At 59.8% G+C, this 14,873-nt stretch carries 14 protein-coding genes; 3 read left to right on the top strand and 11 right to left on the bottom strand.

The genetic code is table 11. The annotated features are described in order from the left end of the window. Window positions 1–21: 21 nt before the first annotated feature. From hbdH to H8F22_RS32885, 11 genes are all read right to left on the bottom strand, one after another. Complete coding sequence (gene hbdH, locus H8F22_RS11395) at window positions 22–795, bottom strand: 3-hydroxybutyrate dehydrogenase (protein WP_027923789.1); 774 nt, start codon at window positions 793–795, stop codon at window positions 22–24. Window positions 796–802: 7 nt separating this feature from the next. Further along, window positions 803–2,194, bottom strand: a complete 1,392-nt coding sequence (locus H8F22_RS11390; protein ID WP_194940163.1) for a GntP family permease — start codon at window positions 2,192–2,194, stop codon at window positions 803–805. 287 nt (window positions 2,195–2,481) lie between these two features. Beyond that, window positions 2,482–3,897 carry a sigma-54 interaction domain-containing protein gene (locus tag H8F22_RS11385; protein ID WP_059182859.1) on the bottom strand — a complete coding sequence of 472 codons (1,416 nt, stop codon included), beginning with the start codon at window positions 3,895–3,897 and terminating at the stop codon, window positions 2,482–2,484. A 68-nt stretch (window positions 3,898–3,965) separates the two neighbouring features. Continuing rightward, complete coding sequence (locus tag H8F22_RS11380) at window positions 3,966–5,540, bottom strand: ABC transporter ATP-binding protein (RefSeq protein ID WP_027923792.1); 1,575 nt, start codon at window positions 5,538–5,540, stop codon at window positions 3,966–3,968. A gap of 14 nt (window positions 5,541–5,554) precedes the next feature. Beyond that, entirely contained in the window at window positions 5,555–6,577 is a 1,023-nt protein-coding gene (locus H8F22_RS11375; protein WP_027923793.1) for an ABC transporter permease, read from the bottom strand. Beyond that, complete coding sequence (locus H8F22_RS11370) at window positions 6,577–7,638, bottom strand: microcin C ABC transporter permease YejB (RefSeq protein ID WP_059182860.1); 1,062 nt, start codon at window positions 7,636–7,638, stop codon at window positions 6,577–6,579. The genes H8F22_RS11375 and H8F22_RS11370 overlap by 1 nt, the downstream gene beginning before the upstream one ends. After that, window positions 7,638–9,506 (bottom strand): extracellular solute-binding protein, encoded by a 1,869-nt coding sequence (locus tag H8F22_RS11365; protein ID WP_194940162.1) that lies wholly within the window; start codon window positions 9,504–9,506, stop codon window positions 7,638–7,640. The genes H8F22_RS11370 and H8F22_RS11365 overlap by 1 nt, the downstream gene beginning before the upstream one ends. Before the next feature lie 136 nt (window positions 9,507–9,642). Next, on the bottom strand, window positions 9,643–9,924 hold the full coding sequence (locus H8F22_RS11360) for a peptidylprolyl isomerase (RefSeq protein ID WP_027923796.1): 282 nt from the start codon (window positions 9,922–9,924) through the stop codon (window positions 9,643–9,645). A gap of 82 nt (window positions 9,925–10,006) precedes the next feature. Further along, complete coding sequence (locus tag H8F22_RS11355; RefSeq protein ID WP_027923797.1) at window positions 10,007–10,888, bottom strand: lipase family alpha/beta hydrolase; 882 nt, start codon at window positions 10,886–10,888, stop codon at window positions 10,007–10,009. A gap of 306 nt (window positions 10,889–11,194) precedes the next feature. Next, the gene (locus tag H8F22_RS11350; protein ID WP_194940161.1) at window positions 11,195–12,274 is read right to left on the bottom strand and encodes a 3-deoxy-7-phosphoheptulonate synthase; all 1,080 of its coding nucleotides are present in this window, start codon (window positions 12,272–12,274) and stop codon (window positions 11,195–11,197) included. Window positions 12,275–12,610: 336 nt separating this feature from the next. After that, window positions 12,611–12,739, bottom strand: coding sequence for a hypothetical protein (locus tag H8F22_RS32885; protein WP_267463975.1), 129 nt, complete (start codon window positions 12,737–12,739; stop codon window positions 12,611–12,613). Window positions 12,740–12,900: 161 nt separating this feature from the next. Here H8F22_RS32885 and H8F22_RS11345 point away from each other — a divergent pair, with 161 nt between their 5' ends. The 3 genes from H8F22_RS11345 to gacA all read left to right on the top strand — a co-directional run bounded on the left by H8F22_RS11345 (window position 12,901) and on the right by gacA (window position 14,872). Continuing rightward, complete coding sequence (locus H8F22_RS11345) at window positions 12,901–13,659, top strand: carbon-nitrogen hydrolase family protein (RefSeq protein ID WP_194940160.1); 759 nt, start codon at window positions 12,901–12,903, stop codon at window positions 13,657–13,659. Further along, window positions 13,660–14,103: a GNAT family N-acetyltransferase gene (locus tag H8F22_RS11340; RefSeq protein WP_194940159.1), complete on the top strand. Its 444-nt coding sequence runs from the start codon at window positions 13,660–13,662 to the stop codon at window positions 14,101–14,103. Window positions 14,104–14,230: 127 nt separating this feature from the next. Then, window positions 14,231–14,872 (top strand): response regulator transcription factor GacA, encoded by a 642-nt coding sequence (gacA, locus tag H8F22_RS11335; protein WP_008015884.1) that lies wholly within the window; start codon window positions 14,231–14,233, stop codon window positions 14,870–14,872. The last annotated feature ends 1 nt before the right edge of the window (window position 14,873 follow it).

Below are 14,873 nucleotides of genomic sequence, written 5' to 3'. Positions count from 1 at the left end.
CGATAACGCGGTTTGAGGGGGTTACTGCGCCAACCACCCACCATCAATATTCCACGCCGCGCCACGCACCTGACTGCCGGCCTCGCTGCACAAAAACAGCACCAGTTCACCCAATTGCGGCGGGGTGACGAACTCCAGTGACGGCTGTTTCTCGGCCAGCAAATCATGCTGCGCCTGCTGCGGATCGATCCCGGTCGCGGCACGGTCATCAATCTGCTTCTGCACCAGCGGCGTCAAGACCCAGCCCGGGCAAATCGCATTGCACGTCACGTGCGTCGTCGCGGTTTCCAGGCCCACCACTTTGGTCAAGCCGATCACCCCATGTTTGGCGGCGACGTACGCGGCTTTACCCACCGAACCCACCTGACCATGCACCGAGGCAATGTTAATGATCCGCCCCCAATTCTTCGCACGCATGCGCGGCAGGCACAGGCGGGTGCTGTGAAACACCGAGGACAGGTTGATCGCGATAATCGAGTCCCAACGCTCCACCGGAAACTCTTCTACCGACGCCACGTGCTGGATGCCGGCATTGTTGACCAGAATATCGATGCCACCGAATTCGCGCTCGGCATAGGCAACCATCTCGGCGATCTGCGCCGGGTCGCTGACGTCGGCGGGGTGATGACCGACCTTGCCACCGAACTGCTGGACCTCGGCAATCACCTTGGAAGCATCGCCGAAACCATTGAGCACCACGTTGGCGCCGGCCTTGGCCAGGCTGAGTGCAATGCCCAGGCCGATGCCGCTGGTGGAACCGGTGACCAGTGCGGTCTTGCCTGTAAGAGTCGTCATGAATACCTCACACAATGCCAGTGGCGTAGAAAGTGCCGATGACCACGAAGACCGCCAGGGTCTTGATCAGCGTAATACAGAAAATGTCTTTATAGGCTTCGCGGTGCGTCAGCCCGGTGACCGCCAGCAAGGTAATCACCGCGCCGTTGTGCGGCAGGGTGTCCATGCCACCGCTCGCCATCGCAGCCACGCGGTGCAGCACTTCCAGTGGAATGTTGGCCGCGTGGGCCGCCGCGATGAAGTCATTGGCCATGGCCGCCAGCGCGATGCTCATGCCGCCCGAGGCAGAACCGGTGATGCCCGCGAGCAAGGTCACGGTAATGGCTTCGTTGACCAGCGGGTTGGGAATGCTCTTGAGCCAGTCAGCCAGCACGAGGAAGCCTGGCAGCGAAGCAATCACCGCACCGAAGCCGTATTCCGAGGCGGTGTTCATTGCCGCGAGCAACGCGCCACTGACCGCACTTTTGCTGCCTTCAGCGAGTTTGCTGCGAATCGCCTGGAAGCCAAACACCAGCACCATGATGATGCCCACCAGCAGTGCCGCCTGAACGGCCCAGATGGCCGTCAGTTTGGCGATTTCGGTGGTCACCGGCGCGGCCATGCCTGGCAGCGCGAGGCTGTGGGTCTTGCCGTACCACTGCGGGATCCATTGGGTGAACAGCAGGTTCATAATGCCCACGGCCAGCAGCGGCGACAGGGCGATCCACGGGTTAGGCAGCTTGATATCGGCCGAGGTTTCCGGCTCGTTGCGCAACTCGGTGCCATAGCCTTCGCCGGCCCGTTGGGCCTTGTTGCGCTGACGCTGGAGAAACAGCATGCCGGCGCAGAACACGAAAATCGTGCCGATCAAGCCCAGCCACGGCGCCGCCCAGGCGGTGGTGTTGAAGAAAGTGCTGGGGATGATGTTTTGGATCTGCGGGGTGCCGGGCAGGGCGTCCATGGTGAACGAGAACGCGCCCAAGGCGATGGTCGCCGGGATCAAACGCTTGGGGATGTCGCTCTGGCGGAACATTTCAGCGGCAAACGGATAGACCGCGAACACCACCACAAACAATGACACGCCGCCGTAAGTGAGCAGGGCGCAGACCAGCACGATCACCAGCATCGCCTGGCGTGTGCCGAGCAGGCGAATGGCGGCGGCGACGATGGAGCGCGAAAAGCCGGACAACTCAATCAGCTTGCCGAACACCGCACCGAGCAGGAACACCGGGAAATACAGTTTGATGAAGCCGACCATTTTTTCCATGAACACCCCGGTGAAGGCGGGCGCGACGGCGGAAGGGTCGGTGAGCAGGACGGCGCCGAGGGCGGCAATCGGGGCGAAAAGGATAACGCTGTAGCCACGGTAAGCAGCGAGCATCAACAGCGCGAGGGCTGCCAAGGCAATGATCACACTCATGGTGTGTCTCCTGGATTGTTATTTTTGTAGGGTAGGTCTTTTGTTGGAGAGGGCTTTAGCGAGATTCGTGCCAGAGAGTTAAGCGATTGAAATATAAAGATATTTATTAGTATTCGAGGCGATGGTTAATTATTTGTCTCTTTTTTGAGATGTTTTTAAGGGTGACGGGGCCTCATCGCGAGCAAGTTCTCTCCCACAGGTTGAGTGAGTTGGCCCTGAGAACTCGGTCCCCTGCGGGAGCGAGCTTGCTCGTGATGGTCTGTCTAATAATGGAGATGTATGTCTCTTTATTGAGACTCTGCAATCCCCAACGCCACCATCTTCTTGTACAGCGTCGACCGCCCCAACCCCAGCCGCGCCGCTGCTTCAATCACCTTACCCCCGCATTGCACAAGGGCGGACTCAATCAACTGCCGGTCAAACCGCTCTCGAGCCTGGCTAAACGTCTCATGCTCAGCTGCCTCAATCATCTGCGGTGTCGAGCGCTCGACTGGCGTGAAGGTGCCAATCGCTGCACGAATCTCTGCGGCATCCAGCAGCAGGTCATCACTGAGTAACGCCGCCCGCTCCAGGACGTTACGCAGTTCACGAATATTCCCCGGCCACGCGTGCTGCCCCAGCAACTCCAGCGCCTCGCGGTTCAGTTCATGCTGACTGCGCAACTCCTCAAGAATCGCTTCGCTGAGTGCCGGCAGGTCGTCGAGGCGATCCCGCAGTGGTGGCACGTGGATGGGCAGCACGTTCAGGCGGTAATACAAATCCGCCCGAAACTCGCCACGTTTGATGGCGGCTTCGAGATCGGTCGAAGTGGCTGCGATCACCCGCACATCGCTGTGGATCACTTCATTGGAGCCGACCGGCTCGAATTCCTTCTCCTGCAAAACCCGCAGCAGTTTGCTTTGCAGTGGCAGCGGCATGTCGCCGATTTCATCCAGGAACAAGGTGCCGCCCTGGGCGATCTGCAACTTGCCGGCGCGGCCCTTGCGGTCGGCGCCGGTAAACGCGCCTGGGGCGGTGCCGAAGAATTCCGCTTCCAGCAACGATTCGGGAATTGCCGCGCTGTTGATGCTGACAAACGCTTTGTGCGCGCGCGGTGAGGCGCTGTGGATCGCCTGGGCCAGCAGCTCCTTGCCGGTGCCGGTTTCACCGAGCAACAACACGGGTGACTCGGCGCTGGCACTGCGTCGGGCGCGACGTTTGACTTCCAGGCTGGCCGCACTGGTGCCGATGAAATGGGCGAAGTTGTACTTGGTCTGCCGCGCCCGCAGTAGCGAGCGGGTCGACGCCAGTTCTTCCTGCATGCTCATGTAGCGCTTGAGCATGGGCGACAGGCTGCGCAATTCGTCGAACAGCGCAAAACCAATCGCGCCGATCACCACGCCCGCATCGTCATGAATGGGCAGGCGCATCACTACCAGCGGTTCTTTGGGGGTGTCTTGCATGTCGAGCAAAATCGGGCGTCCGGTGCGCACCACTTCGCGCAGCAGACTGCCGGGGATCACGCTTTCGCAGGCCTTGCCGATTGCCACTTCCGCCGACTCCAGGCCGAAACGCCGGGCATAGCGCTCGTTCATCCAGACGATGTTGGCATCGCGGTCGACAATCACCGTGCCTTCGCTGGACTGCTCGATGATCTCGAACAGCGAGCGGATCGCCAGCAGGCGCACACGCTGGTAGTCCTTGAGGCTTTCGGTGGTGTTCATGGGCTCTTATCCAAAATGTTTAGTGCCAGTGCGGGCCTGCTCGCGATGGCCGCGACTCGGTCTTGCGACTACCGCGGATGCGCCGCCGCCAACAGCTCTTTGGTGTACGGATGCTGCGGTGATTCAAATACCTCATGGCTGGCACCGCTTTCCACCACCTTGCCGTCCTTGATCACGATCATGTCGTGGGCCAGGGCGCGCACCACCGCCAGGTCATGGCTGATAAACAAATACGTCAGACCGTGTTTTTCCTGGAGCTGGCGGAGCAGGGCGACCACTTGCTTTTGTACGGTACGGTCCAGTGCCGAGGTCGGCTCGTCCAGCAGAATCAGTGCCGGTTTCAGCACCAGCGCCCGGGCAATGGCGATACGTTGACGTTGGCCGCCGGAAAATTCGTGCGGGTAGCGATGACGGCTTTGCGGGTCGAGGCCGACTTCCTCCAGCGCCCGAATCACTTCGGCCTTGCACTGTTCATCGGTCAACTGGCTGTGTACCTCAAGGCCCTCGCTGATGATCTGTGCCACCGACATGCGCGGGCTGAGGCTGCCATAAGGGTCCTGGAACACCACCTGCATTTTCTTGCGCCACGGCCGCAACTGCTTTTGCGTCAGGCCATCCAGCGCAGCGCCCTGAAAACGAATGCTGCCTTGGGAGTCGAGCAAGCGCAGGATCGCCTGGCCGAGCGTTGACTTGCCCGAGCCGGATTCGCCGACGATGCCCAGTGTCTTGCCGCGCTGAATGTTGAGGCTGATGCCGTCCACCGCATTGAGGTAGGTCTTGCGCTGAAACAACCCGCCACTGAGGGCGAACTGCACGCGCAGATTGTCCACTTCCAGCACGTTCTCGCGCTCGTCGCGGGGCAGGGCTTCGCCCTCCGGCTCGGCGTTCAACAGCAAGCGACTATAAGGGTGCTTCGGTTCGGTAAAGATCGTTTCACAAGTGGCCTGCTCGACGATTTCCCCGGCCTTCATCACGCACACGCGCTGGGCAATGCTGCGCACCAGGTTGAGGTCATGGCTGATCAGCAGCAGCGACATGCCGAGTCGTTGTTGCAGGGATTTGAGCAGGATCAGAATCTTGCGCTGCACCGTGACGTCCAGCGCTGTGGTCGGTTCATCAGCGATCAGCAACTCAGGCTCGCAGGCCAGGGCCATTGCGATCATCACCCGCTGACGCTGTCCGCCCGAGAGTTGATGGGGATAAGCCTTGAGCCGTTCCTTGGGCTTCTGAATGCCGACCAGGTGTAACAACTCAAGAATTCGCGCTTGCGCCGATTTGCCGGTCAGGCCTTTATGCAGCAGCAGGGTTTCGCCGATCTGCTTTTCGATGCTGTGCAGCGGATTGAGCGAGGTCATCGGCTCCTGAAAAATCATCGCGATCCGGTTGCCGCGCAATTCACGCAACACATTGGCCGGGGCGCCGAGCAGTTGCTTGCCTCGATAACGGATGCTGCCAGTGGATTCGGTGCCGGTTTCGGGCAGCAACTGCAGGATCGAATGCGCCGTCACCGATTTGCCGGAGCCCGACTCGCCGACCAGCGCCAGGCATTCGCCGGGGCGGATGTCCAGGCACAGGTTGCGTACCACGGTTTCGCCGCTGAAGGCGACGCTGAGGTCACGGATTTCGATCAGGGGGGTACTCATATCAACCGTCCGTGTCAGGATCTCGGATCGAAAGCATCACGTAATGCCTCGCCGATAAACACCAGTAAAGAAAGGATCAGCGCCAGGGTGAAAAATGCCGTCAGCCCGAGCCATGGCGCTTGCAGGTTCTGCTTGCCCTGACCGATCAGTTCGCCGAGCGATGCGCTGCCGGCCGGCATGCCGAAACCCAGGAAGTCGAGTGCCGTCAGGGTGGTAATCGCCCCGGTCAGAATGAACGGCAGGTAACTCAGGGTCGCGTTCATCGCGTTGGGCAGGATGTGCCGCACGATCACTTTGCGATCCGACAGGCCCAGCGCCCGGGCTGCTTTGACGTATTCCAGGTTGCGCCCGCGCAGGAACTCGGCGCGCACCACGTCGACCAGCGCCAGCCAGGTAAACAGCGCCATCATCCCCAGCAACCACCAGAAATTCGGTTCGACGAACCCGGATAGAATGATCAGCAGGTACAGCACCGGCAGCCCGGACCAGACCTCCAGCAAGCGCTGGCCGATCAGGTCGACCCAGCCGCCGTAATAGCCTTGAAGAGCGCCGGCGGCAATGCCGATCAGGGCGCTGACAAAAGTCAGCATCAACGCAAACAGGATCGATACCCGCGCACCAAATATCACTCGGGCTAATACATCCCGAGACTGATCGTCGGTGCCCAGCCAGTTCACACTGGAGGGCGGGCTGGGTGCAGGTTTGTTGAGGTCATAGTTGGGCGTGTCGTCACTGAACGGGATGGGCGGGAACAGCATCCAGCCGCCGTCCTTTTTGATCAGCTTCTGTACATAGTCGCTGCGGTAATCCGCCTGGAACGGCAGTTGCCCGCCGAACGCCTGCTCGGTGTGACGCTTGAACACCGGGAAATACCATTGGCCCTGATAGCTGACCACCAGCGGTTTGTCGTTGGCGATCAACTCGCCACCCAGGGTCAGCGCAAACAGGCCGATGAACAACCACAGCGACCACCAGCCCCGGCGATTTTTCTTGAAACGTTCAAAGCGGCGGCGGCCCAACGGCGAGAGCTTGAACATCAGGCATTCCTCGCGGCGAAGTCGATGCGCGGGTCGACCAGGGTGTAGCAGAGGTCGCCGACGAGTTTTATCAGCAGGCCGAACAGCGTGAAGATAAACAGCGAACCGAACACCACCGGATAGTCGCGCGAGACGGCGGCTTCATAGCTCATGCGGCCGAGGCCATCGAGGGAGAAAATCACTTCGATCAGCAAGGAGCCGGCGAAAAATACGCTGATGAACGCCTGCGGAATCCCCGATACCACCAACAGCATCGCATTGCGGAACACGTGCCCATACAGCACCCGGCGTTCGCTCATGCCTTTGGCACGGGCGGTGATCACGTATTGGCGGGTGATTTCATTGAGGAACGAGTTTTTGGTGAGGATGGTCAGGGTGGCGAAACCGCCAATCACCAGCGACGTTACCGGGAGCACCAGGTGCCAGAAGTAGTCAGCGATTTTGCCCACGGTGGACAGCGAATCAAAGTTGTCCGAGACCAGCCCGCGCACCGGGAACCAGTTCAACGAGGTGCCGCCCGCAAAGACCACGATCAGGAACATCGCGAACAGGAACGCCGGCATGGCGTAGCCGATGATGATCGCAGTGCTGCTCCAGATATCGAAATGGCTGCCGTGGTGCACGGCTTTGCGGATACCCAGGGGGATCGACACCAGGTAGGTGATCAACGTCGCCCACAGCCCGAGGGAAATGGTCACCGGCATTTTTTCGAGGATCAGGTCGGTGACCGTGGCGCCACGGAAGAAGCTCTTGCCGAAGTCGAGCCGGGCGTAACTGGTGAGCATCAGCCACAGGCGTTCATGGGCGGGTTTGTCGAAGCCGTATTGTTTTTCGATGTCCTTGATCAGTTGCGGGTCCAGGCCTCGGCTGGCGCGCGAGGTGCCGTGCATGGTTTCGCCGGAACCGCCACCGACCGTCGCACCGCCGATGCCTTGCAGGTGCGCAATCGCCTGTTCCACCGGACCGCCGGGTGCCGCCTGAACGATGACGAAGTTGACCAACAGAATGATCACCAGCGTCGGGATAATCAGCAGCAAGCGCCGCAGTATGTAAGCCCACATCAGTGTGGTCCTCCGGGTCTGCCACGGCTGATTTGCTCGGCGGTCATTTGCTGGTTGGTCAGCGGGGTGGTGCTTATTTCCCACCAACTCTCAATGGCTTCGTCATTGCTGGCCTGCTCGTTGGGCCGACCGAAGCGGTTCCACCAGACCGTCGAGGTGCCCGGTGGGTAATAGTTGGGAATCCAGTAGTAGTTCCATTGCAGCACCCGGTCGAGCGCGTGGGCGTAGCGCAGCATCTCGGGCTGCGTGGTGGCGCGGACCACACCGGTGATCAGGGTGTCGACCGCCGGATTCTTCAGCACCATGTAGTTATTGGCGCCGGGGTCGTTGGCCGAGATCGAGCCGAAGTAATTGAACAGCTCGCCACCGGGGGAGGTGGTGACCGGGTAGCCGGTCACGATCATGTCGTAGTCGCGGCTCATCAGGCGATTCACATACTGGGACGAATCGATGCGGCGGATGTTCAGGTCGATGCCGATCTGTTTCAGGGTGCGCTTATAAGGCAGCAGCAGTCGGTCCATGCCGTTCTGGCTGACCAGGAAAGTAAAGCTCAGCGGCTCGCCCTCGGCGTTGACCAGTTGATCGCCATCGGGTTTCCAGCCGGCCTGTTCGAGCAGGTCCAGTGCTTGCAACTGCTTGTCGCGGATCACACCGCTACCATCGGTTTTCGGTGCTTCAAAGACCTGGGTGAACACCTCGTCGGGGATCTGTCCGCGCAACGGTTCAAGAATGGCTAGTTCCGCCGCATCGGGCAGGTGCCGCGCCGCCAGGTCGGTATTGGAAAAGTAGCTTTGCTGGCGGATGTACATGTCACGCATCATCTGCCGGTTGCTCCATTCGAAATCCCAGAGCATGGCCAGGGCCTGGCGCACCCGGCGATCCTGGAACATCGGGTTCTGTAAGTTGAAGACAAATCCTTGGGCCGGTTGCGGTGCGTCTTGGGCCAAATGCGCCTTTTGCAGGCGGCCGTCGCTCAGGGCCGGGCTCTCGTAACCGATGGAATAGCCGGTGGCTGAGAATTCGCGGTTGTAGTCATAAGCGCCACCACGTAGCACCTGGCGGGCAACGTCGGTGTCGCCGAAGTACTCGATGCTGAAATGATCGAAGTTGTAGAGGCCGCGGCTGACCGGCAGATCCTTGCCCCACCAGTTGGCGTCGCGCTCGAAGGTGATGCTGCGACCGGAGTCGACTTTGCCCACCTTGTAAGGACCGCTGCCTAAAGGCGCCTCGTACCCGCCGCCGTTGGCGAAGTCGCGGGTCTTCCACCAATGCTCGGGAAATACCGGCAGCGTTGCGATGTCGAGGGGCAGGGTGCGGTTTTCATTGCTCTTGAAGTCGAACCGAACGGTCAGAGGTGATTCAACTTCCACGCCTTTGACGTCCGCGAACTGGGTGCGATAGCGCAGGCTGCCCTGAGTCATTAGCAGGTTGTATGAGTAGCGCACGTCTTCGGCCGTGATTGGCGTGCCGTCGGCAAAGCGTGCCTTGGGGTTGAGGTAGAACCTCAGGAACAGACCGTCGTCCGGGCGCTCCATTTTTTGTGCGACGAGGCCGTACACGGTGTAGGGCTCATCCAGCGAACGCTGGGCCAGCGGCGAGTAAAGCAATCCGTCGATTTGCGTGACGCCAATGCCCTTGTCGATGTACGGCAGGATATGGTCGAAGTGGCCAATTTCAATCGCCGAGCGACGCATCGTGCCACCCTTGGGGGCCTGCGGGTTGGTGTAGGCAAAGTGACTGAAGCCGGCGGGATATTTCGCGGGTTCGCCGTACACGGTCAACGCATGTTGCGGTGCGGCATTCACACCGGCGGCGCCCAATAGCAGCGCCACGGCAGTGAACAACAAAGTGGGGAAAGCCAGTCGCATTGTCAGCCTTAGAGCCGGAGGATCGAAAAGCACAATTTGTACGCTAGCGGCGCGTCCCTCGCCAGTCTAAAAACGTATCCGAAACACAACGGCCCACCAAAAGGCGGGCCGTTATGGGTAAAGCCTGGCGGATCGATCAGTCCTGACGACTGGTCACTTCCAGCAAGTGATAACCGAACTGGGTTTTCACTGGGCCTTGTACAACGTTGATTGGAGCGCTGAACACCACGGTGTCGAATTCCTTGACCATCTGGCCAGGACCGAACGAACCCAGGTCGCCGCCTTGACGGCTGGACGGGCAGGTGGAGTTGGCTTTGGCGATTTCGGCGAAATCAGCGCCGCCTTCGATCTGGGCCTTGAGTTCGTTGCACTTGGCTTCCGAGGCAACCAGGATGTGACGGGCAGTGGCTTTAGCCATGGGAAATTCTCCTTTCAATATTCAGTAAAGTGCGGAGCCTACCGGATTCAGTGGCCTATTTCTCGTCAAAGTTGCGGACAGATTATAGGCCCGCGTTTCTCAGGCGCTCGGCATGCTGGACATACAACGCCACGGGATCGATGGCTTTGCGATGCAAGCCGCCGGTATGACCGAGGCTGCTCAGGTGATCCAGCGGATAGTCGGAGCGGATGACTTTTCCCAGGTGGGAGCTGTAGCGGCCGACCAAACCGTCATTCTGCTCCGCTTCCGTGGTGAAGTAGTGGGAGAAGGCACGGAGGAAACCGTGCAGTGGATCGAGCGCTTTCAAGCCCTCGTCGAGAAGGGTTCCCTGTAACGTGCCGCTCCAGGAGTAATAACGCACGCCGTTCACCACATCTCGGCCCTTGCCGCCCCAGGTCTTCGGTAACCCTTGGGGGTATTTGTCGTTGAAAGCCCCTACGCCTTCGGTGGTCAGCGCATTGAGAGCCGCGACTGCGTTTTGTGGCAAGTGCAGGTTGCCGCTGAGTAACGACACAAAATCAGCGAACAGCGTCGCCACCGTCGCCGCGACATGTTCTGGAAGACGGCCGGGCGTCAGCGCCTTGCGCAAGAAGTCGGCCAGTTCCGAGCCGTGGTTCGGGCCACTGACTGATGTCACCGACGCCACCGCATGGGGTGCTATCGCCGCCGCATAGCGTGCCGCCAATGCTCCTTGGCTATGACCGATCAGGTTGACCTTGCTGGCGCCGGTTCCTTCCAGCACCCGTTCGATCTGTGCCAATAGCTGGTCGCCACGTACCTCGTTGCTGTGGGTAGCCGACAGGTGTGGGATGAACACCCTGGCCCCCGCACTTCGCAAGGACTGCTTGACGTCCTGGAAGAATTCGGTCGTGCCGATCCGGTCGAAGCCGAAGAGCCCGTGGATCAGCAGGATAGGGTACTGGGTGGTTGCGTTCCGTAGCATGTTGATTCCTTTTTCGCGATCGTTCAGAGGAGTGCAGATGGGCTCACTCTAAAGCACCCCAGCGCTTGGGCGGTGTATGAGGAATCCGCTGTAAGCTGATGAAAAAGGTATAGAAAGTGTAGGAAAGTTCGAAAGTGGTTGAGGTCTTGTTCCGATTGTTTCGACATCTTTTGATCTGTAACAGCGCGTTTGCCTGCGATGGCCTACTCAGGAAACGGCTTTACCTGTCAGTGATGTCGTGTTTCAACCACAACGCAACCTGTAGCAGCAGGCTGCGCCAACTGCTACAGAAATTGCGTTAGCCGTTTATTGATGCCCGCGCTGCGCTCGAAGCCGGTCAGCAGCGTTGCGCAACAATTCCTCCGTCCCGTTCCAGCCAAGACAGCCATCGGTCACCGAGACGCCGTAGCGCAACGTTGGACTCAAGGGCTGGCAACCTTCGAACAGATGGCTCTCGATCATCATGCCGATCAGCGAACGGTCACCTTGCAGGCGCTGTTCCAGTACGTCATTGAACACCGCTGGCTGCCGCGCCGGGTCTTTGCCGCTGTTGGCGTGGCTGCAGTCGACCATGATCCGCGCAGGGATCTTCAGTCGGGTCAAATCGCGGTTCACCTGGCCGACGCTGTCGCGGTCGTAGTTCGGCCCCTGATGCCCGCCGCGCAACACCAGGTGCGTGTCGGGATTGCCAGGTGTCTGGATGATTGCCGGATGCCCCTGGCTGTCGACGCCGAAATGTCGATGCGGATGAGCGGCCGAGCGCATGGCGTCGCTGGCCACGGTCACGCCGCCATCGGTGCCGTTCTTGAACCCGACCGGCATGCTCAGGCCGCTGGCCATTTCCCGGTGGATCTGTGATTCGGTGGTTCGGGCACCAATCGCCACCCAGCTCAGCAGGTCCTCAAAGTAGCCGGCGGCCATGGGTTGCAGCAGTTCGGTGGCAATCGGCAAGCCGAGGCGGAGCATTTCGCGCATCAGCTCGCGCGACAACGTCAAGCCGCCAGCCATGTCATCACTGCCGTCCAGGTGCGGATCGTAGGCCAGGCCTTTCCAGCCGACCGTGGTGCGCGGTTTTTCGACGTAGGCGCGCATGACCAGCAGCATTTCATCGCTGACGTCGGTGGCCAGTCGGGCAAGGTTGGCGGCGTATTCGAGGGCGGATTGCGGGTCGTGAATCGAGCAAGGTCCGACGATCACCAGCAAACGGGCGTCTTCACCGTTGAGGATTGCACGGACCGCGTCGCGGTGAGCGGCGACTTGACGGGTCAGGGCGTTGCTGAGGGGCAGTTGCTGCTTGAGTTGCAATGAGCTGGGCAGACGCAGGGTCAGCGCTTCATTGGCAGGATTCAACGTGGACAGCGGCAAAGCAGAGACGGACGAGTTCATGGCATGGCTTCCTGGGCTGGCGGCGGGTTCGTTCCCGCGCGCTCGGCCCTACTGGGGTGTTCGACAATTGGCCGGATTGGCTGCGTGTGTGTGCTTGCCACCTGTGGGTGACCGATCGGAGGCGGCAGGCTGTCCCGAGCGGAGGCTGGTAAATCGCCAGGCGGTAAAACTGTCGTAACGGTAATAAGTGGCGTAGTTCATGTCGTGAATCCTCAAAGTGTCTGGTGTGTCGCAAAAGTGTTCGGGGCTGAAAAAACAAAACCCCCGGTCGGGAGGCCGACCGGGGGTTTGGAAAACTCTGGCGGCGACCCGTTTAAAGTGGGCGCCGTGTGGGTATCAGGCGCGCCAGTGGCTAAACCAATACCCAAAATAAAAGCTGACCGAAGCACAGACGTCATTCACACGCGCAGCCGCCACCGAACGCTGAGCGTTGGCAGTTGGAAGCTGTGAGAGGGCGTTGAACATGGTCTGTCTCCGATGGATGCGCCGAGCTTACTAGAGGCCGGTGCGCGGTTTCAATCAGAAAATGCTATCAATCGCCGACGGCATTTTCTATCGCTTGAGTGCGCGCTGCTTTATGACACACTTTGTGTTTTGCTCATCCACCAACGTCACAAGGACGAAACATGACGCCATTGACTATTGCCGCGGCTCAATCGATCTCGGTCGCTGGTGATCTTGCCGCCAACATTGCCCGGCATCAGCGTTTCATGCAGGTTGCTGCGGAGCAGGGCGTTCAGTTGCTGGTCTTTCCTGAATTGTCGTTGACCGGCTATGAGCGAGGCTTGGCAGCTGAATTGGCCATCGCACCGGATGCCGAGGTGTTGCGTCCGTTGCGGGATTTCGCCCGGGAAGTCGGCGTCACCAGTGTGGTCGGCATGCCGATTCGGCTGTCGGACGATTCGCCGGTATTGATTGGTGCGCTGGTGTTGGGTGCCGATGGTTCACTCGGGGTCTACAGCAAACAGCATCTGCACCCCGGCGAGGAAGTGGCGTTTGCGCCGGGCACAGGTGGCTCGATGTTGACCATCGGTGGCGATACCGTCGCGCTGGCGGTGTGCGCTGATTTTTCTCACGCCAGTCATGCTGCCGCGGCCGCGGAGCAGGGCGCCGACCTCTATGCCGCCGGTGTGCTGATCACGGAAAACGGCTATGCCCTGGACACGGCGCTCCTGCAAGGGTACGCCGGCACACATTCAATGACGGTGCTGATGGCCAACCACGGCGGTGCGACCGGAGGCTGGGAGTCTGCAGGACGCAGTGCCCTCTGGGCGTCGGACGGTTCGCTGATTGCTGCGGCACCGGGTACGGGGAATCTAATGGTGGTGGCGCGCCGCGAGGCGGGTGGCTGGAACGGCACTGTTATTGACGTTACCGAGGCTTGAATGGGTTTCGAATGGCGTCTGGCGTCACCCGCCGACCTCGACTTCGCCCGGAAACTGACCTGCGACAACATGCTGCGCTATTACATCCAGCACGATCTGCTTTGGCTGGATGAGGCGTTTGATGTCGCCTGGGTGGGGCGCGAGAACCGCATGTTTGTGCGCGATGAGTCAGTGCTGGGTTTTGTCAGCCTGAGTCGCGATGCAAACGCCTTGTACATTCGCGAACTGCACGTGCTCGAAGCGTTTCAGGGGCAGGGCGCGGGTGGTTGGGTGATCGACGAGGTCTTCGCGCTCGCGTGCAAGGAACGACGTCCGGCATTGCGCCTGACCGTTTTTGAAAATAATCCGGCAAAAAAACTTTACGAACGAAAAGGGCTGAAGGTGGTCGGTCAGGACGAGTGTTTCCTGAGAATGCAGCGTGATATCGACAGGCTTCATCGCTGAAACGCGCTGGCGACAAGCCTTTCAAGATGTATTGATACTTTTTATATGATGCTTGCTGCTAGGTCTGCCAGTTGCTTTTTGCTAAGGTGTCCGGCAACCCAATAAGACCAATTCGCGAGGTGTCTGCTTGATTAGGGTGCTAGTAGTCGATGACCATGATCTCGTTCGTACAGGCATTACACGAATGCTGGCTGACATCGATGGCCTGCAAGTAGTCGGCCAGGCTGAATCAGGGGAAGAATCCCTGCTCAAAGCGCGTGAGTTGAAACCCGATGTGGTGTTGATGGACGTCAAGATGCCGGGTATCGGCGGTCTTGAAGCCACGCGCAAACTGTTGCGCAGTCACCCGGATATCAAAGTCGTCGCGGTCACTGTCTGTGAGGAAGATCCGTTTCCGACGCGGTTGCTGCAGGCGGGTGCCGCCGGATACCTGACCAAGGGCGCAGGGCTGCCGGAAATGGTCCAGGCGATTCGCCTGGTATTTGCCGGTCAACGCTACATCAGCCCGCAGATTGCCCAGCAACTGGCGATCAAATCCTTTCAGCCCACCAACGACTCGCCCTTCGATGCCTTGTCCGAGCGCGAGATCCAGATCGCGTTGATGATTGTCGGTTGCCAGAAGGTCCAGATCATTTCCGACAAGCTTTGCCTGTCACCCAAAACGGTCAACACTTACCGTTACCGCATTTTCGAGAAGCTTTCGATCAGCAGTGATGTCGAGCTGACGCTGTTGGCGGTTCGTCACGGCATGGTCGATGCCAGCCTCTGAC

The sequence above is a fragment of the Pseudomonas mucoides genome, from assembly GCF_015461845.1.
Lineage (GTDB): Bacteria > Pseudomonadota > Gammaproteobacteria > Pseudomonadales > Pseudomonadaceae > Aquipseudomonas > Aquipseudomonas mucoides.
This window is presented reverse-complemented; position numbering and strand designations above follow the sequence as displayed.